The 21950-nt window shown below is 59.8% G+C and carries 17 protein-coding genes; 7 read left to right on the forward strand and 10 right to left on the reverse strand.

The genetic code is table 11. From position 1 onward, the window contains the following. Positions 1–248: 248 nt before the first annotated feature. Positions 249–2723: an OmpA family protein gene (locus AC13RM_RS16025; protein ID WP_488555274.1), complete on the forward strand. Its 2475-nt coding sequence runs from the start codon at positions 249–251 to the stop codon at positions 2721–2723. Between the two features lie 49 nt (positions 2724–2772). Here AC13RM_RS16025 and mobB read toward each other — a convergent pair whose 3' ends face one another. Genes mobB through AC13RM_RS16040 form a run of 3 tightly spaced genes read right to left on the reverse strand, consistent with a single transcriptional unit; the run spans position 2773 to position 4872 of the window. Then, the gene (gene mobB, locus AC13RM_RS16030; protein WP_285174009.1) at positions 2773–3303 is read right to left on the reverse strand and encodes a molybdopterin-guanine dinucleotide biosynthesis protein B; all 531 of its coding nucleotides are present in this window, start codon (positions 3301–3303) and stop codon (positions 2773–2775) included. Continuing rightward, entirely contained in the window at positions 3300–3950 is a 651-nt protein-coding gene (mobA, locus tag AC13RM_RS16035; RefSeq protein WP_285174008.1) for a molybdenum cofactor guanylyltransferase MobA, read from the reverse strand. The genes mobB and mobA overlap by 4 nt, the downstream gene beginning before the upstream one ends. A 10-nt stretch (positions 3951–3960) precedes the next feature. Continuing rightward, positions 3961–4872: a DMT family transporter gene (locus tag AC13RM_RS16040; protein WP_285174007.1), complete on the reverse strand. Its 912-nt coding sequence runs from the start codon at positions 4870–4872 to the stop codon at positions 3961–3963. 355 nt (positions 4873–5227) lie between these two features. Between AC13RM_RS16040 and AC13RM_RS16045 the strand changes: the two genes are divergently transcribed. Next, positions 5228–7777: a methyl-accepting chemotaxis protein gene (locus tag AC13RM_RS16045; RefSeq protein WP_440477722.1), complete on the forward strand. Its 2550-nt coding sequence runs from the start codon at positions 5228–5230 to the stop codon at positions 7775–7777. A 104-nt stretch (positions 7778–7881) separates the two neighbouring features. On the opposite strand, the gene AC13RM_RS16050 is transcribed toward AC13RM_RS16045, so the two are convergent. After that, complete coding sequence (locus tag AC13RM_RS16050; RefSeq protein ID WP_374817234.1) at positions 7882–8634, reverse strand: MBL fold metallo-hydrolase; 753 nt, start codon at positions 8632–8634, stop codon at positions 7882–7884. Between the two features lie 20 nt (positions 8635–8654). Next, entirely contained in the window at positions 8655–9704 is a 1050-nt protein-coding gene (gene moaA, locus AC13RM_RS16055) for a GTP 3',8-cyclase MoaA (RefSeq protein WP_113229698.1), read from the reverse strand. A gap of 133 nt (positions 9705–9837) precedes the next feature. On the opposite strand from moaA, the gene AC13RM_RS16060 reads away from it, so the two are divergent. Continuing rightward, positions 9838–10212 (forward strand): gamma-butyrobetaine hydroxylase family protein, encoded by a 375-nt coding sequence (locus AC13RM_RS16060; RefSeq protein WP_113229901.1) that lies wholly within the window; start codon positions 9838–9840, stop codon positions 10210–10212. Positions 10213–10242: 30 nt separating this feature from the next. Further along, positions 10243–11442 (forward strand): low temperature requirement protein A, encoded by a 1200-nt coding sequence (locus tag AC13RM_RS16065; RefSeq protein WP_374817231.1) that lies wholly within the window; start codon positions 10243–10245, stop codon positions 11440–11442. Here AC13RM_RS16065 and AC13RM_RS16070 read toward each other — a convergent pair. Continuing rightward, the gene (locus tag AC13RM_RS16070; RefSeq protein ID WP_285173998.1) at positions 11436–11921 is read right to left on the reverse strand and encodes a MarR family winged helix-turn-helix transcriptional regulator; all 486 of its coding nucleotides are present in this window, start codon (positions 11919–11921) and stop codon (positions 11436–11438) included. The genes AC13RM_RS16065 and AC13RM_RS16070 overlap by 7 nt on opposite strands. Positions 11922–11966: 45 nt before the next feature. Here AC13RM_RS16070 and AC13RM_RS16075 point away from each other — a divergent pair, with 45 nt between their 5' ends. Together AC13RM_RS16075 and AC13RM_RS16080 are read left to right on the forward strand one after the other, a co-directional pair. Further along, positions 11967–12932 (forward strand): alpha/beta hydrolase, encoded by a 966-nt coding sequence (locus AC13RM_RS16075; RefSeq protein ID WP_374817229.1) that lies wholly within the window; start codon positions 11967–11969, stop codon positions 12930–12932. Between the two features lie 56 nt (positions 12933–12988). Then, entirely contained in the window at positions 12989–13597 is a 609-nt protein-coding gene (locus AC13RM_RS16080) for a pyridoxamine 5'-phosphate oxidase family protein (RefSeq protein ID WP_374817227.1), read from the forward strand. A 54-nt stretch (positions 13598–13651) separates the two neighbouring features. Here AC13RM_RS16080 and AC13RM_RS16085 read toward each other — a convergent pair whose 3' ends face one another. From AC13RM_RS16085 to fumC, 3 genes are all read right to left on the reverse strand, one after another. After that, positions 13652–14719 carry a GGDEF domain-containing protein gene (locus AC13RM_RS16085; RefSeq protein ID WP_488555275.1) on the reverse strand — a complete coding sequence of 356 codons (1068 nt, stop codon included), beginning with the start codon at positions 14717–14719 and terminating at the stop codon, positions 13652–13654. A gap of 196 nt (positions 14720–14915) precedes the next feature. After that, positions 14916–16523, reverse strand: coding sequence for a fumarate hydratase (locus AC13RM_RS16090; RefSeq protein ID WP_488555276.1), 1608 nt, complete (start codon positions 16521–16523; stop codon positions 14916–14918). 362 nt (positions 16524–16885) lie between these two features. Next, positions 16886–18277: a class II fumarate hydratase gene (gene fumC / locus AC13RM_RS16095; RefSeq protein ID WP_488555277.1), complete on the reverse strand. Its 1392-nt coding sequence runs from the start codon at positions 18275–18277 to the stop codon at positions 16886–16888. Positions 18278–18678: 401 nt separating this feature from the next. On the opposite strand from fumC, the gene AC13RM_RS16100 reads away from it, so the two are divergent. After that, entirely contained in the window at positions 18679–20577 is a 1899-nt protein-coding gene (locus AC13RM_RS16100; protein ID WP_440479261.1) for a L,D-transpeptidase family protein, read from the forward strand. 99 nt (positions 20578–20676) lie between these two features. Here the strand turns inward: AC13RM_RS16100 and AC13RM_RS16105 are convergent, their stop codons facing one another. Continuing rightward, complete coding sequence (locus AC13RM_RS16105) at positions 20677–21594, reverse strand: TIGR02281 family clan AA aspartic protease (RefSeq protein WP_285173990.1); 918 nt, start codon at positions 21592–21594, stop codon at positions 20677–20679. Positions 21595–21950: the final 356 nt, after the last annotated feature.

The raw sequence follows: 21950 nt of genomic DNA on the forward strand, positions 1-21950 counted from the left end.
GGAATTACGAAGGCAATCTGCCTTTGCGCAATGCCGTCGCAATGCAAGCCCGCCACAGGGAAATCTGAACGAAAACCATCCGCTGCGTTCAGCCAGGGTTAATTGCGGCAACCTAATAGTGCGGGAACATATAGCGGCTTGCCGCGATTCAGCCTCATGAGAACCGAAAATTGGCCGGGTTCCTGAGGCAATCGCCTTGCCGCTGAGATTCGCAATTCGGCGGACAAAGATCATAAGAGGAGACCCCTATGGGAAAGCGATCCAGACTATTTGCCAGCGCCGCGTTTCCGCTGCTTTCGCTATCGCTCGCCTTCGAGCCGGCAGCGGCCGCGGCCCTTCGTGAACAGCCCATCGCACCGCCTAGCAATGGCATCGTCGACGTAGCCGCGACTGCTGCAGACGCAAGTTTCGAGGTAGCCCAACAGGAGGCGCCTGCAGCTCAGCCGGATGAAGAGCAGCTCAAGCACAAGAAGCCAGCTGAAGGTGGAGAGGGGCAGAAGCATCAAGGTGGCGGCGAGCAGCAGCACCAGATGAAGCAGGCCGAGCCAGAAGGCGAGCCGCAGCAGAAGGCGCCGAAGCAGCAACAGCCGGAAGCCCAGCCGCCGAAGGCCGAACACCAGCAGCCCGCGGAGCAGGAGCAGCCGAAGCCGCAGAAGCAGCAGCCGGCCGCAGAGGCTCCGCCCGAACCGAAGAAGCAGCGACAGCAACCGGCCGAACAGCAGCCTCAGGCACAGCCCGAAGCTAAACCGCAGCCTAAGGCAGTCGCTCCCCAGGCAGAGCCAGAAGCACCGCAGCCGAAGTCGAAGGCCAAGCAGCCTGAAGCCAAGCAGCCGGCCGAAGCGCCGCAGCCGAAGGTAGAGCAGCAGCCAGCTACGGAAGCGCAGCCGGAAGCCCAGCCGCCGAAGGCTAAGCCTGGTGCGAAGGCACAGCAACCGGCGCCGGCCGAGAAGCAAGCTCCCGCCGCCAGCGAACAGCCGAATCAGGAGGCCCAGCCTGGAAAGCAGGCACAGCCCGAACAGAACGCCCATCCTAAGCCGCAAGGTCAGACCGAGGCGCCGGCAAAGCAACCCGCCGAGCAGCAGCCGGCGCCCGCCGGTGAACCCGCTCAGGGACACAAGGCACAGCCGGGAACGCAGGCACAGCCTGAAACCCAGCCCGGGACGCCGGCGACTCCTGGCTCCCAGCAGGGGCAGAAGCAGGGTGGCGATAAAACTCACGGCAAACAGCCGCTAAATCAGCAGCCGGGCGAGCAGCCCACCACCAATCCGCAGCAGCCAGCCCAACAGGGCACGCCGCAGGGACAACCCGCACAGGCTGGTAACCCGGCAACGCCGCAGCCCGGCAAGCAGCAGCCGGCCAATGGCGCCGCGACGCCGGCACAGGGCGGCGCAACGCCTCCTGCCGCCAATGGCAATGCTCAGCAGGCCGGCGAAATCCAGGTACCTCCGGCCGAGCAGGTTTCGCCGCAGGAACTGGAACGCCGCAAGAAGATCGCCGAGAACCCGGCTTCCGCCAACGGCCCGGTCATCCTACCGGTCGAAAACGGCAGCGCGGTTCTCGACAGCCAGAAGGGGGCGGTTCGTCGGGGCGATCACCTGAACAATGGTCAAAATCCCGGTGCTCCGGGTGCGCAGGGTGGTCGCGGACAGGCGGGACAGGTCCAACCGAACGGGCAGGCTCAGAATGCCCCGGCTCAACAGCCGCCGGCCGCTTACACCAAGCCGCCGACTTCTGACGCCGAGGCGCAGCGCGCGGCAGCCGGCGGTCAGCCGCAACCTCCAGTCAAAATGGAAGCCGTGACCAGCGAGCAGGGTCGCCGCATCGATCGTCGGCCGGATTTCGTGCCGCCGCAGGGAACGACGGTCCAGACCATCATCAATCAGGATAACCGGACCATCGTGAATGTCGACAACACCTATGTCGTTCGCCACGATGATAGCGAGCGCTTCATTCGAGGCGGCGAGCGGCCGGTCTACGAACAACTGCCGCGTGACCGCTATCGCGAGACGATCGATCAGCCCGACGGCGATCGCGTCGTGACGATCCGCAACCGCTACGGCGACATCATCCAGCGCTCGCGCATTGACTCCAGCGGTCGCGAATATGTGCTGTTCTACTCGCCGGAACTGGAAAATCGTCCTGACAATGACGACTACTACCGCGATCCGGGTGAAGATCTGCCGCCGATGCGCCTGCTCATTCCGCTGAGCCAGTACATCATCGATACGGCATCGAATCGCAATGCCGACTATTACGACTTCCTGCGCGAGCCGCCGGTCGAGCCGGTCGAGCGTATCTATTCGGTCAACGAAGTCCGCTATTCGGCTCGTATCCGAGACAAGATCCGCCGTATCGACCTCGACACGATCACCTTCGCAACGGGCAGCGCCGAAATTCCGATGTCGCAGGCGAGCACCCTTCGCGGTGTCGCCGATGGCATGTCGAAGATCATCAAGCGCGATCCGACAGAAACCTTCCTGATCGAGGGGCATACGGATGCCGTGGGTTCGGCCCAGAGCAATCTGATCCTGTCGGACCAACGCGCGGAATCGGTCGCCAACGTGCTGACGGATGTCTACGGCATTCCTGCCGAAAACCTGGTCACCCAGGGCTATGGCGAGCAGTATCTCAAGGTGAATACGCTCGGCCCGTCGCAGGAAAACCGCCGCGTCACCATTCGCCGCATCACGCCGCTGGTGCGCCCGGTCGCGTCCAACCAGTAAATATCAGACCACATTAAGGGCAGGGCCGTCGGGAAACCGGCGGCCTTTCTCATTTCGGATGGTCGTCGAGACCTACTTTTGCAGCGATGAAATCGGTGATGGCAACCGTGTCGTCGAGGTTGAAAACGGCGAGCGAACCGGCGTCTTCAACTGGATGATCGGCAGCGATGGCGACGATGTGAGGGTCCTGCGGCGCGAGCGGTTCGCGCTTTGCCGCTTCCAGCCGGCGCGCCTCGATCTTCGGAATGGGTTCGCGCTTGTAACCCTCGATCAAAACAAGGTCGCAAGGGGCGAGACGTGCCAGTATTTCTTCGAAGCTCGGTTCGGGGGCGCCGCGCAATTCGTGCATGATGGCATAGCGCGTGCCTGAAACGATGGTGACTTCATGCGCGCCGGCCTCGCGATGACGAAAACTGTCGGCGCCCACCTTGTCAATATCGAAATCATGATGCGCATGCTTGATGGTCGAGATGCGATAGCCGCGCCGGGTGAATTCCGTGACCAGCCTCACGGCAAGCCCCGTCTTGCCGGAATTCTTCCAGCCGGCGATGCCGAAGATCTTGGGCCGAGATTTCGTCATGATGTGCGTTCCAAAGCTGCCAGCCATGTCTCCGCTTCGGCGAGATCGGCTGGTGTATTGATGTTGAAGAAGGGGTCGAGAGGCCCGATTGCCGTTTCGACCGTGGGAAACTTCACCCGCCACACCTTATGCCTGGCGAGGAAATCTCTCACGCGCCGCTTTTCGTCGGAAGCGATCCATTGTTCCAGATCTGCGGCTGCGGAAACGGGCCAGAGACCGAAAACAGGATGATCCTGACCAAGGGATGCGGCAATGGCAATCTCGTCGGGGCCATGAAGGACATCGGCAAGGCGCTGGACAAGGTCGGAAGGAAAGAAAGGGCTGTCTATGGGGATGGTAGCGATATGCGAGACCTCAGGGTAGCGCAATAGCGCGTCCTGCAGCGCGGTGAGCACACCTGCAAGCGGCCCTATCTTACCGGGAATTCTGTCCGGAATGAGCCGCATCCCTATGGCGTCAGGCCAATCGGCATCCGCATTCAGTGCGATCGGTTTGCGTTGCCGCTGCCCGATCTTCGACGCGATACGAACGAGCAAGCTTTCGCCGGCGAGTAGTGCAAAGGCCTTATTCGCGCCCATGCGGCTGGAGCGGCCGCCGGCAAGCAGAACGACGGGAATATCTTCCGGGTTGGAGATGAAGTCGGACATGATTGCGACCTTAGGCGGGAACGCGGGGTTCTGATTCCTGCGCGATGGGTTCCGCCGCCCGCCGTTTGCTTTCGCGATAGAAAGTATAGATACCGGAGGCGATGACAATCGTCGCGCCGAAGACAGACCATCCGTCCGGCACTTCGCCGAAGGCGATCAATCCGAGCAGGGCCGACCAGATGAGACTGAGATAACGGAACGGCGCGACGAAAGAGATTTCGCCGGTGCGCATGGCCAATATGACGCCCTGGTAGCCGATCAGCACCAGAACGGAGGCCAGCAGGATCTGCAGCAGCGATGTCGTGCTCACCGGCTGCCAGCCGCCGAAGGGGATGATGCACAATGCTCCGAATATGGAAATGGAAATAGCGGTGCAGAGCGTGACCATCAGCGACGGCACATTCTTGTCAATACAGCGTGTCGCCAGATCGCGGGCGGCGGTCGCAAACATGCAGGCGATTGCAAGGAGGGCAGCCGTCGTGAATCCGTCCCGGCCGGGCCTGATGATGATCAGCACGCCGACGAAGCCGACGGCGATGGCCGTCCATCGCCTCCATCCCACTGGCTCCTTCAAGAAAATCATCGCGCCAAGCGTCACGGCAAGCGGAACAGCCTGCTGGATAGCGGAGGCATTGGCGATCGGCATCATTCCAAGAGCGGTGATGTAGGTTGCTGCCGCCAGAGCTTCGCAGGCGATGCGCAATGCAATCATCGGCTGCAGGATGACGCGCCAATTGCGCAGGCCACCCATTCGCCGAGCGAGCAGGTAGACGAAAAAACTCGTGAACAAGCCGCGGATGAAGATGATCTCGCCTGCATTCATCGTGGCGATGACCGTCTTGGACAGCGCATCGCTGCAGGAGAAGCCGGCCATGGAGGCCGCCATGAAGAGCGCGCCCTGCGTGTTCTTGGTCAGTTGCATGAGAAAGATGAGTCCCCCGATATACCCATCTGGATTAGCGCCGTTTTCAGCAAATTGGAATCGGCTGTGTTTCGGCCGAAGTTGAAATCAGTTGAGCGGCAGTCAAATTCCATTGTGCATTGCGGGAGATCTGTCATCTATCGACGTAATTTTTCGCGCTGTGGTCGCGGAATGATACAGCGGTTGCATATTTTTTGCCGATGCAAAGGCTTTTAGGTCGGAGATTAATGCTTATTCAATCTTATTTCCCGAGGCTCTCTGCGGTTTTGCATGAGGCAGAAGCACCTACCGCAGCGCAGCAGGAATGACGATCCCGCCTTCGCTGGAGATTTTTATAATCCCGTTGAGGCGCCGCATGTTTTTCATTGATCGTCTTTTGCAAGGCCGCAGGATTGTCACCAAAGTCCTTATTTTCGTGGTGCCTCTGGTGGTTCTCATCGCTGGCGTCGGCCTGGTGGGCTATCACACGGCCAATATTCTGAACGGTCATATGACCGTGACGCGCGCCACGATCGAAAATATCAGCGACTTCGAGAACCTGCAGGCCGCCCTGCAGGAATTCACCGGGTCGCCTTCGGAGGAGACGCGTCAGGCGTTGGCCGACAAGATCGACGCCCAGGAACAGGGTGTCCGTCGCCTGAGCGGGTTGCTCAGTGACGATCAGCGCGCCAAGATCATTCCGGTTACCGAGCTTGCCGCCAAGATGCGCACGCAGGAAGCAACGCTCTGGTCTATCAAACAGAAGCAGGACAGCGACGTCGAAACCATCCGGAAGACGGTGCAAAACGTCGAGGCGACCGCCAAGGCCGCCGGCAAGCAGATCGACATCATCCGCAAGGATTTCAGCGACAAGGAAACCTTCGCCAAGGAGCTGCTTTACGATGCCGCCGCCTATAAGGGCCTGTCGGAGAAGATGAGCAATCTGCGCATCCAGGTGCAGATGGCTGCCGACTCCACCGAAGAGATTTCGGACGCGCGCACCTATGCCGATGCCATCCTGAAGCAGGTGACAGTCTCCAAGGCGCTGGTTTCCAAGCGCGGCGCCAGCCTCGTCGCCAATGCCTCCGATGCTGCAGACAAGCTCGATGCCGTATTGAAGGGCTCCGGCACGCCCGACCAGAAGGTCGAGGCGATGGGGCCGATCCTGCAGAGCTTCGTGAAGATCGAAGGCGAGATGACCCTGCAGTCGGCCAAGAACAGCGATACCGCCGCCGATCGTTTTGTCAGCCTGGACAAGATCATCGATGGCCAAAAGGAGCTTCTGGATCATGTCGATCAGGCGCTTAGTCTCGTCGATCGCCTGATATTGCATGCCTCGCGCATGGAAAACGTTCGCGATGCAGCCTCACGCGAACCGGTACTTGCGGATCTCAAGGATCTGCAGAGCATAGCTGCAAGGATTTCGGAGCTCGGCCCGACCAACGCCACCATGCGTGATTTTGCGGCTCACATGAAACCGCTGATCGAGGGCTTGACCAATGGATCGGCCGATCTGCTGCAGACGGCAGCCGACTGGAAGACGACGCGCATTCAGTCCAACAGCCTGCTGGCCGATGCGATGACCTCGTTGCGTGGTTTCGTTGCCCAGGCACAGGAACTCGGCAAGGAAGATAGCGAGCGCTCGGCCAATGTCTCGGTCATCGCCATGATCGTCGGCACGCTGCTTGCCATCATCGGCGGCCTCATGCTCGTGGAAACCCTGCGCGGTCCGCTGAAGCGCGTCGCCGACGTGATGACGCGCCTTGCGAGCGGCGACCTGGAAGTCGCGATCGACGGCCGCAATCGCGGCGATGAGATCGGCGACATGGTACGCTCCGTCAGCGTCTTCCGCGATGCCGCGCTTGAAAATGTCCGGCTGGAGCGGGAAGCCGAAAGCGCCCGTGCGCTCTCTGCGGAAGAGGCCGCGCGCCGCGCTGCCGAGCGCGCCCGCATCGAAGCCGAGCAGAAGCAGGCGCTCAATGCGCTGGCCGACGTTCTCGCCAAGCTTGCCGACGGCAATCTGGAAGAGGGCATGCGCGAGGACCTTTCGGCTGACTTCGTGGAAATGGCCTTCACCTACAATCACGCCGTCGAGGCTCTCCGTGAGACCCTGACGGACGTGCGCTACACGGCAGAGGAGATCAAGGGCGGCACCGGCAACCTCGCCGTGTCGGCCGATGATCTGGCGCGGCGCACCGAGCAGCAGGCTGCCGCCCTCGAGGAAAGCTCGCGGGCACTGCATCGCCTCAGCGACGTTGTGCGCTCGACCGCCGATCGTGCACGGCAGACGGCGACCTCCGTCAACGAGACGCAGGCCTATGCGACCCAATCGGGCGAAGTCGTTGCCAAGGCTGTGGGTGCCATGAGCGAGATCAACCGTTCGTCGGAGAAGATCGCCACTATCATCGGGGTCATCGACGAGATCGCCTTCCAGACTAACCTCCTCGCTCTGAATGCCGGCGTCGAGGCTGCCCGTGCCGGCGAGGCGGGTCGCGGCTTTGCTGTTGTCGCCCAGGAGGTGCGTGAACTTGCGCAACGCTGTGCCAATGCGGCGAAGGAGATCAAGGGCTTGATTTCCGCAAGCTCCACCCAGGTGCGGAACGGCGTTCATCTGGTCGAGCAGACCGGCGCAGCTCTGACCGAGATCATCAACCATGTCACCGGCGTTCAGAGGCTCGTTGCCGACATTTCGTCGGCGACCACCGAGCAATCGACCGGTATCGAGGAAGTCACCCGCGCGGTTTCCGAAGTCGAGCTGATCACGCAGCGGAACGCGGCGATGGTCGAGGAGAACAATGCGGAGATCCATGGCCTGCGCCAGCGCGTGGACATGCTTTCGGAAAAGATCGATCGCTTCCGCACCGGCGATGGCGAGGCGGAGCATGCGAGCTATGGCAATGCGGATGCACGTTACCGCGCTGCGTAAGGCTGCATCGATAGAAAGACCATCATGAATCGAAAAGCGCCGGGCCAATGGTCCGGCGCTTTTCGATTGAAGCTTGCTATCGCGACTGATGAATTGCGAGCGATTTACCGGCCGAGATGGAGCGTATCACCATCGGCAGGAATGAGCAGCCGCGAGGGATCGAGACCGCCTGCCTCTGCGGTTTGGCGAAGATCCTGGCGCGTGACGGTCGCGTGATCGAGTGCTTCCATATGAGTCGCGACGATGGTCGCTTGCGGGGCGAGGCGGCTGACTTCGAGCGTCTGTTTGTCGTCCATGACGATCAGGTCGCCATCCCAACGGGCGCCGCAGGAATGGGTGACGATGATATCGGGGGAGAATTCACGGATCGTTTCGGCGACCGGAGGGTAAAGCACGGTGTCGCCAGCCCAATAGACGGTGGGTTCGCCGGCAGCTTCCAGCGTGAAACCGATGACCGGCCCCATTTTTTCCACCACTGGCCCAACGCCGTGGCTGCCCTGCTTCGGCGTGATTGTCACGCCTTGCCAAACGATCGATTGCGCAAGCGGCGTGACGCTTGTGAAGCCGGCGTCGCGGATACGTCCTTCGTCACCGGGCTGGCACAGGATCGGCAGTGTTTTCGGCACGCGCTCCTTGGCCACGGCATCGAAATGATCGGTATGCAGATGCGATACGATCACCAGCTCGACGCCCTGGAGAATGTCGTCGATCGAGCGTGGCAGTTCCGTCATCGGATTGGCAGAGCGGCCGGTGAAGGGCGGGAGACTGTGGCGCGGTGCAAAGTAAGGGTCGATCAGCAACACCTGGCCGCCATAGGTGATCTTCAGCGTCGCGTTGCGAATAAGCTCAAGCTGCATGTAGATTGTCTCGATTTAATTCAGCCGCCGGTGACGCTCATGTGGCGCGCGACCGCTGGGCGGTTGTGCGTGCGGTCGATGATGAAGTCATGGCCCTTGGGCTTGCGCGTAATGGCTTCGTCTATCGCGGCATGGAGCAGGGCGTCATCGCCGCTCGCGCGCAACGCCGTGCGCAGGTCGGCCGCGTCGTTTTGCCCGAGGCACATATAGAGCGTGCCCGTGCAGGTGAGCCGCACGCGATTGCAGCTCTCGCAGAAATTATGGGTCATCGGCGTGATGAAGCCGAGGCGACCGCCGGTCTCTGTGACTTCGACGTAACGGGCAGGGCCGCCCGTCTGGTAGGGGATGTCCGTCAGCGTGAACTGACGCTCGAGATCAGCGCGCAACTGGGAGAGCGGGAGATATTGATCGGTGCGATCCTCGTCGATCTCGCCCATAGGCATGGTCTCGATGACGGTCAGGTCCATTCCGCGGCCATGCGCGAACCGCAGCAGGTCGGGAATTTCGGTATCGTTGAAGCCCTTGAGCGCGACGGCATTGAGCTTGATCTTCAGGCCGGCCTTCTGCGCTGCGTCGATGCCTTCCATGACCTTGGAGAAATCTCCCCAGCGGGTGATCGTGCGGAATTTATCGGGATCCAGTGTATCGAGCGACACGTTGATGCGCCGGACGCCGCTATCGTAAAGCTCTTCGGCGTGGCGGGCGAGCTGCGAGCCGTTTGTCGTGAGGGTCAATTCGTCAAGCGCGCCGTTCTGCACGCTCTCGCCGAGCTTGCGGACCAGAAACATGATGTTCTTGCGCACCAGAGGTTCGCCGCCGGTGAGCCTGATCTTGCGCACGCCCTTGGCGATGAAGGCGGAACAGAGCCGGTCGAGTTCTTCGAGCGTCAGCAGATCCTTCTTGGGCAGGAAGGTCATGTGCTCGGCCATGCAGTAGGTGCAGCGGAAATCGCAGCGGTCGGTGACGGAAACACGCAAATAGGTGACCGCGCGCCCGAAAGGGTCAATCATCGGGTTCTTGTCCGCAGCCAGCGGCGAGGCGCCGCCTATCGTACCAACAATGCTATTCACTCAAATCTCCATCACACTGCTAATGTGTGCATAGGCGATTGTTGCGTCAAGGAAAATGCCTTTCAATTATGCTTGCGTGTGAACGTGTAGCGGCATAATTCTCGGAAACACACTGAAAGACATGGGAAATTCGATGAGTGACGTTTGGCCGACCGAATTGCGGGTCTCTAAGGACCGCCATCACCTGCTGGTGACGTTCGACAACGGTGTGAGCTTCGATTTGCCGGCGGAGATGCTGCGGGTGCTGTCCCCCTCCGCGGAGGTCCAGGGACATGGACCGGGACAGAAGGTTACCGTGCCGGGCAAGCGCAATGTCGGCATCATGTCGATGACGCCGACCGGCAACTATGCCGTCCGCATCGGCTTCGACGACATGCACGACACAGGCATTTTCACATGGTCTTATCTGCGTGAGCTTGGAGAAAAGGGCCAGGAGCTTTTCGCGGCCTATGAGGCTGAGTTGAAGGAAAAAGGTCTCAGCCGCGACCCGGTTGGAAGGTCGCACTAGCAAACTCCAGTAACGGACGGGGACGCAAGCATGATCCTTGGGGGTAGGGAAAACTGGCTTCGCGCCAAGGGCAGCAAGAACGAGAGTAAGGTTTCCTTCGTCGAGCTGTTTTTCGACCTGGTCTTCGTTTTCTCGATCTCGCAGCTTGCGCATGCGCTGGCCGAGCATTTCACTCCACTGGGCGCGCTCGAAGCCATCATGCTGATCTTCGCGGTATGGTGGGTCTGGGTTTTCACCGCGTGGGTGACGAACTGGCTCGATCCGGACCGCATGCCGGTGCGCATCATGCTGTTTACGCTGATGTTTGCGGGACTTATCCTTTCCGCCGCTATTCCAGAGGCTTTTGGTGAGAAGGCAATTTTTTTTGCTGGCGCCTATGTCTTCATGCAGGTCGGGCGTTCGCTGTTTACGGTCTACGCCCTCAAGAATGCCAGCGCGGCCAACCATCGCAATTTTCTGCGCATCACCAGCTGGCTGATCCTGTCCGGCATCTTCTGGATATCAGGCGCGCTGATGGAAGGCGAGGCTCGTATTGGGCTTTGGCTGATCGCTCTCGTCATAGAATATTCGGCCCCTGCACTCGGCTTCCGGGTCCCCGGGCTTGGCAAATCGACGACGGCGGACTGGAATGTGTCGGGCGCGCATCTGGCCGAACGTTGCGCACTCTTCATCATCATCTGCCTCGGCGAAGCGGTGCTGCAGGCCGGCAAGACCTTTGCCGAGCAGCCGGTGACGCCGCTGATCGTGGCGGTGTTCGTCATTGCTTTCGTCGGTACGGTCGCACTTTGGTGGATCTATTTTCAGTTTGGTCATGAAAGGGCGGCTCATCGCATCGAACATGACGATACGCCCGGCAGCCTCGCGCGGCAGGCATTCACCTACGCGCATATTCCGATCCTCGCCGGCATTATCCTGAGCGTCGTCGGCGATGAATTCCTGTTCGCGCATCCCCGCGACGCGGCCGACATGCACGCGGCGGCCGCCATTCTGGGCGGACCGGCGGTCTTCCTGCTTGGAAATCTCTGGTTCAAAGGGGTGACCACCGGCCGGCCGCCGCTATCGCATATGGCGGGGCTCGTCGGGCTGGCGTTGCTGCTCCTCACCCTGCCGATGGTTGTGGTCTATCAGCTCGGCATTCTCGCCACGGCCGTGCTCGTCGTCGTTGCGATCTGGGAATTCGCCTCGTTGAACCGGGTCGTTCCTTCGGCGCGCTCCGCCGGCGATCATTGATCGCCAACGGGCTCCAGCGGTTCACGCTCTTCCTGCATCAGGAGGCTGACGACGCGCTCCATATGCACAGTGATCGCTTCGCACTCTTCGATCGGCGCATCCGAGAGCATCCGGTCGATGAGCGCGGTCTGGATGGTCATGGCTTCCTCAGTCACGCGCCGCCCTTCTTCGGTCAGGTAGAGGCGGAGCACCCGCTTGTCGAGACGATCGCCCCGCCGTTCGATCAGTCCCCGCTTTTCCATCTGCGGCAACAGCATGCTCATGTTGGAGCGACCGACCAATAGTTTGCGCGCAAGCTCCTGCTGGGAGATGCCTTCAAAGCGAAACAGGTTGACGAGAATGTCGAGGTGCGGCGGCTTGATGTCGAGATGCGCCAATGCCCGTCCGAGTGATTGTTGCATCAGCTGGCAGGCGCGCGCCACGGCGATCCAGCTTCGAAAACGCGGATGGTCCCAGGGAAGGGATTGATTTTTGTTCATCGTTGTACTTTATTGTTCATAGTTGAACATTATCGGATTCCCACTATGCCATCCTTTGCGCTCAAGGTCACCCGGTCGGGTCTCGCCGGTCTCGAAAGGCTGTCTCCGCGGCTCGCCGGCAAGGCGGCTTTCCGGCTTTTCTGTCTGACGCCATCGCGTCGGCCGCGTGGCTCGAAGGCCAAGGCGGCGCATATGGAGGGCAGGCAGCGTCTTCTCGCGGCAGAGCAGGTGATGCTGCCGTTTCCGGGCGGCCGCGCTGTGGCTTACCGTTTCAACGGCGGAGCCAAGGGACCGCGCAGGCGCTATCTCGTGGTCCATGGCTGGGGCTCCAGCAGTGAATACATGTCCGAACTGGCTGCATTCCTTGCCGATAGTGGTGCGGAAGTGATCTCACTCGATCTGCCCGGCCATGGTCGCTCGGGCGGGCGGTTCTTGAATGTGCGTTTGGCCGTCTCCACCATTGCCGCGGCGTCGGCCCGTTTCGGAGCCTTCGATGCCGTGATCGGGCATTCTTTTGGCGGTGCATCCCTGGCGCTGGCATCTGCAGGCTTTCTGCCTGATATCGAGCCGATTCGGCCAGGCAAGCTGGTGTTGATCGGTGCGCCGAGCGCCATGGGCTGGCTGTTCAAGGATTTTGGCCGTCTGATGCGGCTCGGGCCTGCGACCCAGGCGGCCCTGGAAGACGAGGTTCGCCTGATAACGGGCAGGACACTTGCTTCCTATGACCAGAAGCGCGGCCGGCTCGATCCAAGCCGGCCGGTTCTCGTCATCCATGCCGAGGACGACAAGGAAGTGAGCCCCGAGCATGCGCGCAGCTATGCCGCCGAGGGCGCGCATGTCCGTCTCTTCTGGGCCAATGGCTTCGGGCACCGGCGCATCGTCAGCGCCGCACCCGTGTTTGACGCCATCCAGAGCTTCCTTGCTGAAGACCTCGATGAGGAAAATCCGCTCGAAAATCATGACGGTACGGTGCTATCGTTTTACCGGACGCCGCTGCGCCGCTCGTCATAATAATGTCTGCGCCGCCCCGGATCCGAATGGAATGCCACAGAGAAGCGTGAGGCCGCATGCACATGGTCACATCCGTCGAGGAACTGAAGCAGCTCTATGGCGACGCCGGCGAGGCGTCGATCACCAAGGTCACGAGCGTCCTGACACCGCTCTATCGCCGGATGATCGAAGCATCGCCCTTCATGGCGCTGGCAACGGTCGGGCCTGAGGGGCTTGATTGCTCACCGCGTGGTGACTTGGGCGGAGTCGTTCGCGTCGAAAACGAAAAGACGCTGCTTCTGCCGGATTGGCGCGGCAACAACCGCGTCGACTCTCTTGCGAATATCGTGTGCGACCCGCGCGTAGCGCTGATGTTTCTCATTCCGGGATCGAATACGACGATGCGGCTCAATGGCCGGGCAGTCGTCTCGATCGACCCGGTCTTGCTCGACAGTTTCGAGATGGATGGCAAGCATCCGCGCTGCGTTGTCGTCATCACGATCGAGGAAGTCTATTTCCAGTGCGCGCGGGCAGTGATGCGGGCCGAGCTGTGGAATGCGGAACGGTTCGTCGATCCAGCAAGCCTGCCGAGCCCAGGCATGATGCTCAAGGCCGCAAAGGCCGATTTCGACCAGGAAACCTATGACCGCGAGGCGCCGGTGCGGGCGGCCAAGACGCTCTGGTAAACGAGCCGCCGGCATGCCTGGGAAAGCAGCGCCGGCGGTTGGTTGGCTTCGCTTCTAATTCTTGTAGATGAGCCAACTTTTGGTGAAGTCCTTCTGCATGCCATCCTGATAAATGCTGCTGCAATTGCGGCCGGCATTCTTGGCGCAGTAGAGCGCCAGATCGGCCTTGTTATACAGCTCTCCTGAATCGGCTGCTTCAGAAGCCATGCAGATACCGAGCGAGAGAGTGATCGGACCATAGTCGACCCTGGTGCGCGAATTCTTGAACGGCGTCGCCTCCAGACTGCGACGTATCCGTTCGCAAACCGTCGTAACTTCCTCGACACCGGTGGCTTCCAGAATGAGAGCGAATTCCTCGCCTCCGACGCGGGCGACGAAAACGTCGCGACGTACATTGGCGCGGATGATGGAGGCGACGGTGGCGAGAATCTTGTCGCCGACCGGGTGGCCGAACGTGTCGTTGACCCGCTTGAAGTGATCAATATCAGCAAGAACCAGAGCGGTCGTCGGCCGGGTAAGCTGGTTATCGAAGATGGAGATCAGCCGATCCTCGAAGGCGCGGCGGTTGGAAAGCCGGGTTAGCGAATCGGTGTTGGCGATGCGCTTGTATTCGTCCAACTCCTTGCGGACCAGATCCATTTCCTGGCTGCGCTCGACGACATGCTCGACGGTCTTTTCACCGTGAGCCATGGTGTCGCCTGTCGCTGCGGCGAGCATGTCGATGGCGCCGCGCAGCAGTTCGGCGCTGTGGTGGCTTCTGGAGCTTATGCTTTGGCTGGTTTCGCCGAGCAGGCGATTGTAGCTTTCGAGTGTTGTCTGTTCCTGACGCAGTGCACGCAGGACGGCATCGAGTTCGGAGGCGAGGCGGGAATGCGCCTCGTCGAAGACGCGACCTGCATGATGCGGAAAATACTTGGCGCCGATCTCGTCCAGCTCTTCCTGGGTGGCGCTCTTGCCGAGAGCTGCCAATTCACGGGTGAGAGCAAGATTGGAGCCGATATAGGCTTCGTAGAAAAGTTCGTAATTGCGCGGAATAGGTGCGACCCCCATGGATCGCATGGCGTAGGTAATTTGCCCTGCCACGTCGGGAATTTGCGCCTTCGGCGCAATCGCCGTACTCATCGGTGAGCTCCGTAACATGTATTTGTTAAATCTCTTCTTTATCTATGCAAAGATTCTTTGAGAAAATATTAAGAATGCGATTATGAAAAATCGTCTGTCACCATGGTTTTATTCAAAAATAATACAATTGAAGATGGTTTTACAGAAAGGGGCGCCGATGCGCCCCTTTTAATATACTCAATCCAAAGTAGCTATTCTATCCAAGGTTAAGTTCCTGAAAGAAATCATTGCCCTTGTCGTCAATGACGATAAAGGCGGGAAAATCTTCGACCTCGATCTTCCAGACAGCTTCCATGCCGAGTTCGGGGTATTCGAGAACCTCTACCTTCTTGATGCAATCCTGGGCAAGGCGGGCAGCCGGCCCGCCGATCGAACCAAGATAGAAGCCGCCATATGTCTTGCAGGCTTCCCGCACGGCGCGCGAGCGGTTGCCCTTGGCGAGCATGACCATGGAGCCGCCGAAGGATTGGAACTGGTCGACGTAACTGTCCATCCGGCCCGCAGTCGTCGGGCCGAACGAACCGGAGGCATAGCCGGCTGGCGTCTTTGCCGGGCCGGCATAATAGACCGGATGGTTCTTCAGGTACTCCGGCATGCCTTCGCCCTTTTCCAGGCGCTCGCGGATCTTGGCATGGGCAAGATCGCGCGCGACGATGATGGTGCCGGTGAGGGACAGGCGCGTTTTTACGGGATGTGCGGACAGTTCTGCCAGGATATCCGCCATCGGCCGGTTGAGGTCGATGCGGACCATGGATTCCGAGAGCTTGGCTTCGTCGATCTCCGGCATGTACTTGGACGGGTCGGTCTCGAGCTGTTCGATGAAGATGCCGTCGCGGGTGATCTTGCCCTTTGCCTGGCGGTCGGCGGAGCAGGAGACGCCGAGGCCGATCGGCAGCGAGGCGCCGTGGCGGGGCAGGCGGATGACGCGGACATCGTGGCAGAAATACTTGCCGCCGAACTGTGCGCCGACGCCTAGGCTCTGCGTGAGCTTGTGGATTTCCTTCTCCATTTCGATATCCCGGAAGGCATGTCCGCTTTCGGAGCCTTCCGTGGGAAGACAGTCGAGATATCGCGTCGAGGCGAGCTTGACTGTCTTGAGGTTCATTTCCGCCGAGGTGCCGCCGATGACGATGGCGAGATGGTAGGGAGGACAGGCAGCCGTGCCGAGCGTCAGAATCTTTTCCTTGAGGAAATCCAGCATGCGGTCGTGGGTCAGCAGCGACGGCGTGCCCTGATAGAGGAAAGTCTTGTTGGCCGAGCCGCCGCCCTTGGCGACGAAGAGGAATTCGTAGGCGTCAGTGCCTTCCTCGTAGATGTCGATCTGCGCCGGCAGATTGTTCTTGGTGTTCGTTTCCTCGAACATCTTGATCGGCGCGAGTTGCGAGTAGCGCAAGTTCTTCTTCTCATAGGCGTCGAGCACGCCCTTCGCCAGTGCGCCGCTGTCGCCGCCTTCGGTCCAGACGCGGCGGCCCTTCTTGGCCATGATGATGGCGGTACCGGTGTCCTGGCACATGGGAAGCACGCCGCCGGCGGCGATATTGGCATTCTTCAGCAGATCGTAAGCGACGAAGCGGTCGTTGTCGGTCGCCTCGGGGTCTTCCAGGATGGAGGCGAGCTGCTTCAGATGGCCGGGGCGCAATAGATGATTGATATCGGCAAAGGCCGTTTCGGCAAGCAGGCGGATGCCTTCGGGATCGACGGTCAGGATTTCCTGGCCCTTGAAAGTGTCGACGGAAACATAATCGCCGGAAATCTTGCGATAGGGGGTCGTGTCGTCGCCGAGGGGAAACAGATCGTCAGCCATATGGGAAACCTTTCAAGCCGGATGGCGGGGAAGATGTTTGGAAACGATCTAAATCCGGCTTGAGGCAAAAGCAATTGTTTGGCTGCTGGTCGAAATCTCAAAATGGGAGATTGTCGATGGGGCGATGCGCAGGACGGGTGAGTCTTTTGATGCTGAAGCCCTGTGCCCGGCCCCTCACCCTAGCCCTCTCCCCGCGTGCGGGGAGAGGGGACTTGTTCCGCATTTGCAGCACTGACTGAAGCTGCTGATCTTGCACGATAAACTCCCTCTCCCCGCAGGAGCGGGGAGAGGGTTGGGGTGAGGGGCCACGCACATGGCTGCGGCATTGGAGGATTATGCCTGGCAATCGCTGAAGGAGGAACTTACTTCGGGCCGATCATCGTTTCCGGCCGGACGATGGCATCATATTCTTCCGATGATACCAGCCCGCTCGCCAGGGCTTCTTCCTTCAGGGTCGTGCCATTCTTATGCGCCGTCTTGGCGATCTTGGCGGCGTTGTCGTAGCCGATCTTCGGGGCGAGCGCCGTCACCAGCATCAGCGAACGTTCGAGACCGGCCTTGATGTTGTCCTCGCGGGCCTCGATGCCGACGACGCAATTATCCGTGAAGGAGACTGCGGCGTCGCCGAGCAACTGCACAGACTGCAGGAAGTTGTAGGCCATCATCGGATTGTAGACGTTGAGCTCGAAATGGCCCTGGCTGCCGGCAAAGGTGAGGGCGGCATTGTTGCCGAAGATGTGGATGCAAACCTGCGTCAATGCCTCGCACTGGGTCGGATTGACCTTGCCCGGCATGATCGACGAGCCCGGCTCGTTTTCCGGCAGCGCTAGTTCGCCGAGACCGGAGCGCGGGCCGGAGCCGAGCAGGCGGATGTCGTTGGCGATCTTGAACAGAGCAGCGGCGGCGGCATTAATAGCGCCATGGCTGAAGACCATCGAATCATGGGCGGCCAGCGCCTCGAACTTGTTCGGCGCGGTAACGAAAGGCAGGCCGGTAATCTTGGCGATCTCGTCGGCGACCTTCTCGGCAAAGCCGATCGGTGCATTGAGTCCGGTTCCGACCGCGGTACCGCCCTGAGCGAGTTCGCAAAGGCCCGGCAGCGTCAGCTCGATGCGCTTGATCGAGGAGGCGACCTGGGCGGCATAGCCGGAAAATTCCTGGCCGAGCGTCAGCGGCGTTGCGTCCTGCGTGTGGGTGCGGCCGATCTTGATGATATGGGCGAAGTCGGCGACCTTCTTTTCCAGCACCGCATGCAAATGCCTGAGCGCTGGCAGCAAGTGATGGACAATCTGTTCGGCGCAGGCGATGTGCATGGCCGTCGGATAGGTGTCGTTCGACGACTGACTCATGTTCACATGATCGTTCGGGTGCACGGGCTTCTTCGAGCCCATGACGCCGCCGAGCATCTCGATCGCACGGTTGGAGATCACTTCGTTGGCATTCATGTTCGACTGCGTGCCCGAGCCGGTCTGCCAGACGACAAGCGGAAAATGGTCATTGAGCTTTCCGTCGATGACTTCCTGCGCCGCCGCAACGATCGCTTTGCCGAGGGCCGGATCCAACTGGCCGAGCTCCATGTTGGCGCGTGCGGCTGCCTGCTTGACGATGCCAAGGGCACGCACGACCGATAGTGGCTGCTTTTCCCAGCCGATCTTGAAATTGCCGAGCGAGCGCTGTGCCTGCACGCCCCAATAGCGGTCGCTGGCGACTTCGATCGGGCCAAATGTATCGGTTTCGGTGCGAGTGGACGTCATCTTCCTGGTCCTGCTTTCCGTTGAGACAGATAGCAGCTCATATAGGTCCGAAAGGGCCTCATGAAAATATCAAAGCGCCATTTGGTGACTATTTTAGTCATGTTTTACTTGGTGCGGCGTGCTCTTTTTAACACGCTGCGCATATATTAACGGACACGCATTTTCGGCGCTTAAAAAGTCTTCGAAAATTCAATAAACCGTTAACCAATAATTTCATATTTTTGTGTGGACTGAGCCGCGAAAGACGCCACCGCTTCGTCACATGAAGTTGAGGCATTGAACGAAAGGCGGGCCTCGCCGTTTTCATAGTGTGAGTATACGATGTCGAAGACATCGCGGCAGAGTTGAAAACAGCACCGTCAAGCTCGAAGTTACCGCACGATACAGGGACTGATTAGAGAATGAAACTTGCGTCCAAAGCCACAGCCTCCGTCCTGGCTCTTTCCTGTTGCCTTTCCTCGATAGGCGCAACCTCTGCAAGTGCCATGACCCTCATGGATTTCATCCGTGGCGGTCAGGGTCGTCAGCAGAGCACGCAGGTTTCGGCTCCGGTTCCCGTCAACCCGGCACAGACGCTGAACTCCGTTGAGCCTCCGCGGGCAAAGCAGCCGCTGCCAACCGTCGATGCGCCGAAATACTATACTTACAAGGCCGACCAGATGCGTCTGGTGTCGACGGTGCATTTCGCCGATCCGGTGGTGACCGGCGCCGTTGCTGACGCCTCTCCCACGCCGATTGCTGTCGATGCCGAGGTCTCGCAGCGCCGCTATCTCGCGGATGCGCGCGTCATGGCGACCAACGACATCGCCAAGGCGATCGAGTCTTATTACGCCGATCCGAGCAAGCCGCTTCTCTGGGTTGCCGACCATGCCGTCAGTGACAAGGCGAAAGCCGCCATGGCGGTTCTTGCCGATGCCGGTTCCGTCGGCCTCGACCCTGCCGATTATGCGGTGACGCTGCCGAGTGCCGACGCGGCAAATGCCGACCCGGTGATGCGCGATCGCGCGCTCATGCAGTTCGAACTCGCGCTGTCGAGCAAGATATTGATGTTCGTTCAGGATACGGTTCGTGGTCGTCTCGACCCGAACAAGATCTCCGGCTATCACGACTTCAAGCGCAAGGACGTCAATCTGACGGCCATGCTCGATGTGCTGCGCGCCAGCCCCGATATCGCCGCTTATATCAACAGCCGCAACCCCTCCAATCCGCAATTCATGGAATTGAAGGCGGAGTTGGCCAAGCTGCGCTCCGAGTCTGGAACGGACGGTAGTCACATTTCCGTTTCCCTGACCGGCACGCTGAAGCCAGGCGATAGCTCGCCGGAGATGGCCAATATCGTCAAGGCGATCGAGCATCGCGGCTCGGATGCACTGAAGGCGGCTCACGCCGATCTTTTCTCCGCCTATCTGGGCACGCCGAGCTATACGCCCGAGCTCGTGTCGCTGGTCGAGGACTTCCAGCGCGAAAAGGGTCTGACCGCTGACGGCGTGATCGGCCCGTCCTCCGTTCGCGCCATGGTCGGCGAGAACAACGATGTGAAGATCCAGAAGCTCGTCATCGCCATGGAGCAGCTGCGCTGGCTGCCGGACGAGCTTGGGCCGCGCTACGTCTTCATCAATCAGCCGGCCTTCATGGTCTATTACTACAATAACAACCAGGAGCAGCTGTCGATGCGTGTCGTCGTCGGCAGCAAGCAGCACCAGACCTTCTTCTTCGAAAATCAGGTGCAGACGGTCGAATTCAATCCGTTCTGGGGCGTTCCGCAGTCGATCATCATCAACGAGATGCTGCCGAAGCTGCGTTCCGATCCGAACTATCTCGATCGCATGGGCTATCAGGTCGAAGTCGGCGGCCGCGCCGTCGCTTCGTCCAGCGTCGACTGGTACGGCTCGACGAAGAGCATCTCGGTTCGCCAGCCGCCTAGCAGCGACAACGCGCTCGGCGAATTGAAAATCCTCTTTCCGAATTCGCATGCGATCTACATGCACGACACGCCGCAGAAGAGCTTCTTCAAGAAGGATATGCGCGCACTCAGCCACGGTTGCGTCCGTCTTGCCGATCCGCGCGCGATGGCGGCTGCCGTGCTGAACACCACGGTTGACGACGTCGCCAAGCAGATCGCCGCTGGCCAGAACAAGGCTGTGGCCGTGCCGCAGAAATTCCCGATCTACATCGCCTATTTCACCGCCTGGCCGAACAAGGACGGCGTCATCCAATACTTCAACGACGTCTACGATCGCGATGCTGCCACACTGAAGGCGCTCGATGCGACCTCAAAGGCACGCACTGCACAGATCTGAGTTTGATCAGTCAGGAAATACAAAAATGGGCGGCCATCGGTCGCCCTTTTTGTTGGCTTTCGTATGAGAATGTCACTCAATGTCAGCGGGCAATTCAGTTCAATTCTTCGCCTCGATCCGCCACTCCCGGCTGCCGAAGGTGACGTCGAAGCGCGAGAGGAAGGAACGACCGAGCAGCCCGTCGACTTCAGTGCCAAGCGCCGTGTCGTCGTCGAGAACCACGGCCGTGATATCGCTAGCCTGGACATGCCCGACCTTCACGGTAGTCGCCGTTGTGCGTGTGGCTTGAGAAACGCCGTTTGCCGTTTGGAGAGATATTCCATTGTTGCCGTTGGCCGGTAGCTTAGCTCGTGCGGCGAAGGCTTTGCTCACCGCCACGAAGCTTGCACCGGTGTCGACGATGAACACGCCCTCCGTGCCATTGACCGAGACCTTGGCAAGGATGACGTTCTTGCCCTGCGTCGGAAATCGATCGCTGCCAGTGGCATAGATCGAGGCGCATTTGCCCATCGTTTCATAGAGCTTGATGATCCCACGCACGACCGCTGTGTCGTTACGGTCGGGATTGGTGGAAACCCAAAGCTGAAGCGGCCCGATCGCCTCGCAATATTCACCAAGTTCGCGGTAGCTGGCGGAGATTCCCTCAAATACGGCGCTGTTCAGTATCGCGATATTGTCGGTAAGGCCGATGACCGAATAATAGTCATCGATGGCCTCCCGATATTTCTTGGCATTTTGGCGAATTCGCGCACGCTGGAAATAGAAATCGGGCATTCCAGGTGACATTGCTATCACTTGATTCGAGACTTTCAGCGCTTCGTCGAAGTCGCTGAGATCGTCCAGAATTTGGGCGGCTGAACTCAAGGCGATATTCGACGGCTTGCACTTGTTGGAGAAGGCAGTGAAGACTTTGGCCGCTTCGCGGCGATAGCCCTGCTTCGTTAGCTCATCTGCGAATTTGTAGACTGCATTCCAATCACAATGCTCTCGGCGCAACATATCGAGATCGGCTGCCATCGCAGGTCTGCCTGCAACAATGTTCGGCAAAGGTGCGATGTCGAAATTCTCATAGACCGCGGTCAGAGCGGGATCGGATTTGGCACCAGCTCCGGTTTCTGTCTCGACGTACCCTATAATGCGGTCGCCGTAGATGTAGAACCAAATACCTGCGCATAGTGCACCACAGATGATCAGTGTTCGGACAATAGGGGCAAACCACCCTCTGCGGCTTGGCAATCTACCGGCGTTACGGTCTTCGGGATCTGCTACGAGCAAGGGGGAGTGCTCCGCTATCGAGTGATCGTCCCACCTCGGCAACATCGCACAGCGTGGCTTTCCCTCGCGCGGTCATGGTACTGATAGTAGAACCTCGA

Source organism: Martinezella sp. CNPSo 3732, assembly GCF_057784515.1.

Coding starts and splice junctions, on each gene's coding strand:
- AC13RM_RS16105 (WP_285173990.1), bottom strand. CDS start 21,594: ATGGCAGCCGATCTCGATATGTTGCGCCGAGAGCATTGTGATTGGAAT.
- AC13RM_RS16065 (WP_374817231.1), top strand. CDS start 10,243: ATGATCCTTGGGGGTAGGGAAAACTGGCTTCGCGCCAAGGGCAGCAAG.
- fumC (WP_488555277.1), bottom strand. CDS start 18,277: ATGACGTCCACTCGCACCGAAACCGATACATTTGGCCCGATCGAAGTC.
- AC13RM_RS16040 (WP_285174007.1), bottom strand. CDS start 4,872: ATGCAACTGACCAAGAACACGCAGGGCGCGCTCTTCATGGCGGCCTCC.
- AC13RM_RS16070 (WP_285173998.1), bottom strand. CDS start 11,921: ATGAACAAAAATCAATCCCTTCCCTGGGACCATCCGCGTTTTCGAAGC.
- AC13RM_RS16100 (WP_440479261.1), top strand. CDS start 18,679: ATGAAACTTGCGTCCAAAGCCACAGCCTCCGTCCTGGCTCTTTCCTGT.
- AC13RM_RS16050 (WP_374817234.1), bottom strand. CDS start 8,634: ATGCAGCTTGAGCTTATTCGCAACGCGACGCTGAAGATCACCTATGGC.
- mobA (WP_285174008.1), bottom strand. CDS start 3,950: ATGTCCGACTTCATCTCCAACCCGGAAGATATTCCCGTCGTTCTGCTT.
- AC13RM_RS16085 (WP_488555275.1), bottom strand. CDS start 14,719: ATGAGTACGGCGATTGCGCCGAAGGCGCAAATTCCCGACGTGGCAGGG.
- AC13RM_RS16060 (WP_113229901.1), top strand. CDS start 9,838: ATGAGTGACGTTTGGCCGACCGAATTGCGGGTCTCTAAGGACCGCCAT.
- AC13RM_RS16075 (WP_374817229.1), top strand. CDS start 11,967: ATGCCATCCTTTGCGCTCAAGGTCACCCGGTCGGGTCTCGCCGGTCTC.
- mobB (WP_285174009.1), bottom strand. CDS start 3,303: ATGACGAAATCTCGGCCCAAGATCTTCGGCATCGCCGGCTGGAAGAAT.
- AC13RM_RS16045 (WP_440477722.1), top strand. CDS start 5,228: ATGTTTTTCATTGATCGTCTTTTGCAAGGCCGCAGGATTGTCACCAAA.
- AC13RM_RS16090 (WP_488555276.1), bottom strand. CDS start 16,523: ATGGCTGACGATCTGTTTCCCCTCGGCGACGACACGACCCCCTATCGC.
- AC13RM_RS16080 (WP_374817227.1), top strand. CDS start 12,989: ATGCACATGGTCACATCCGTCGAGGAACTGAAGCAGCTCTATGGCGAC.
- AC13RM_RS16025 (WP_488555274.1), top strand. CDS start 249: ATGGGAAAGCGATCCAGACTATTTGCCAGCGCCGCGTTTCCGCTGCTT.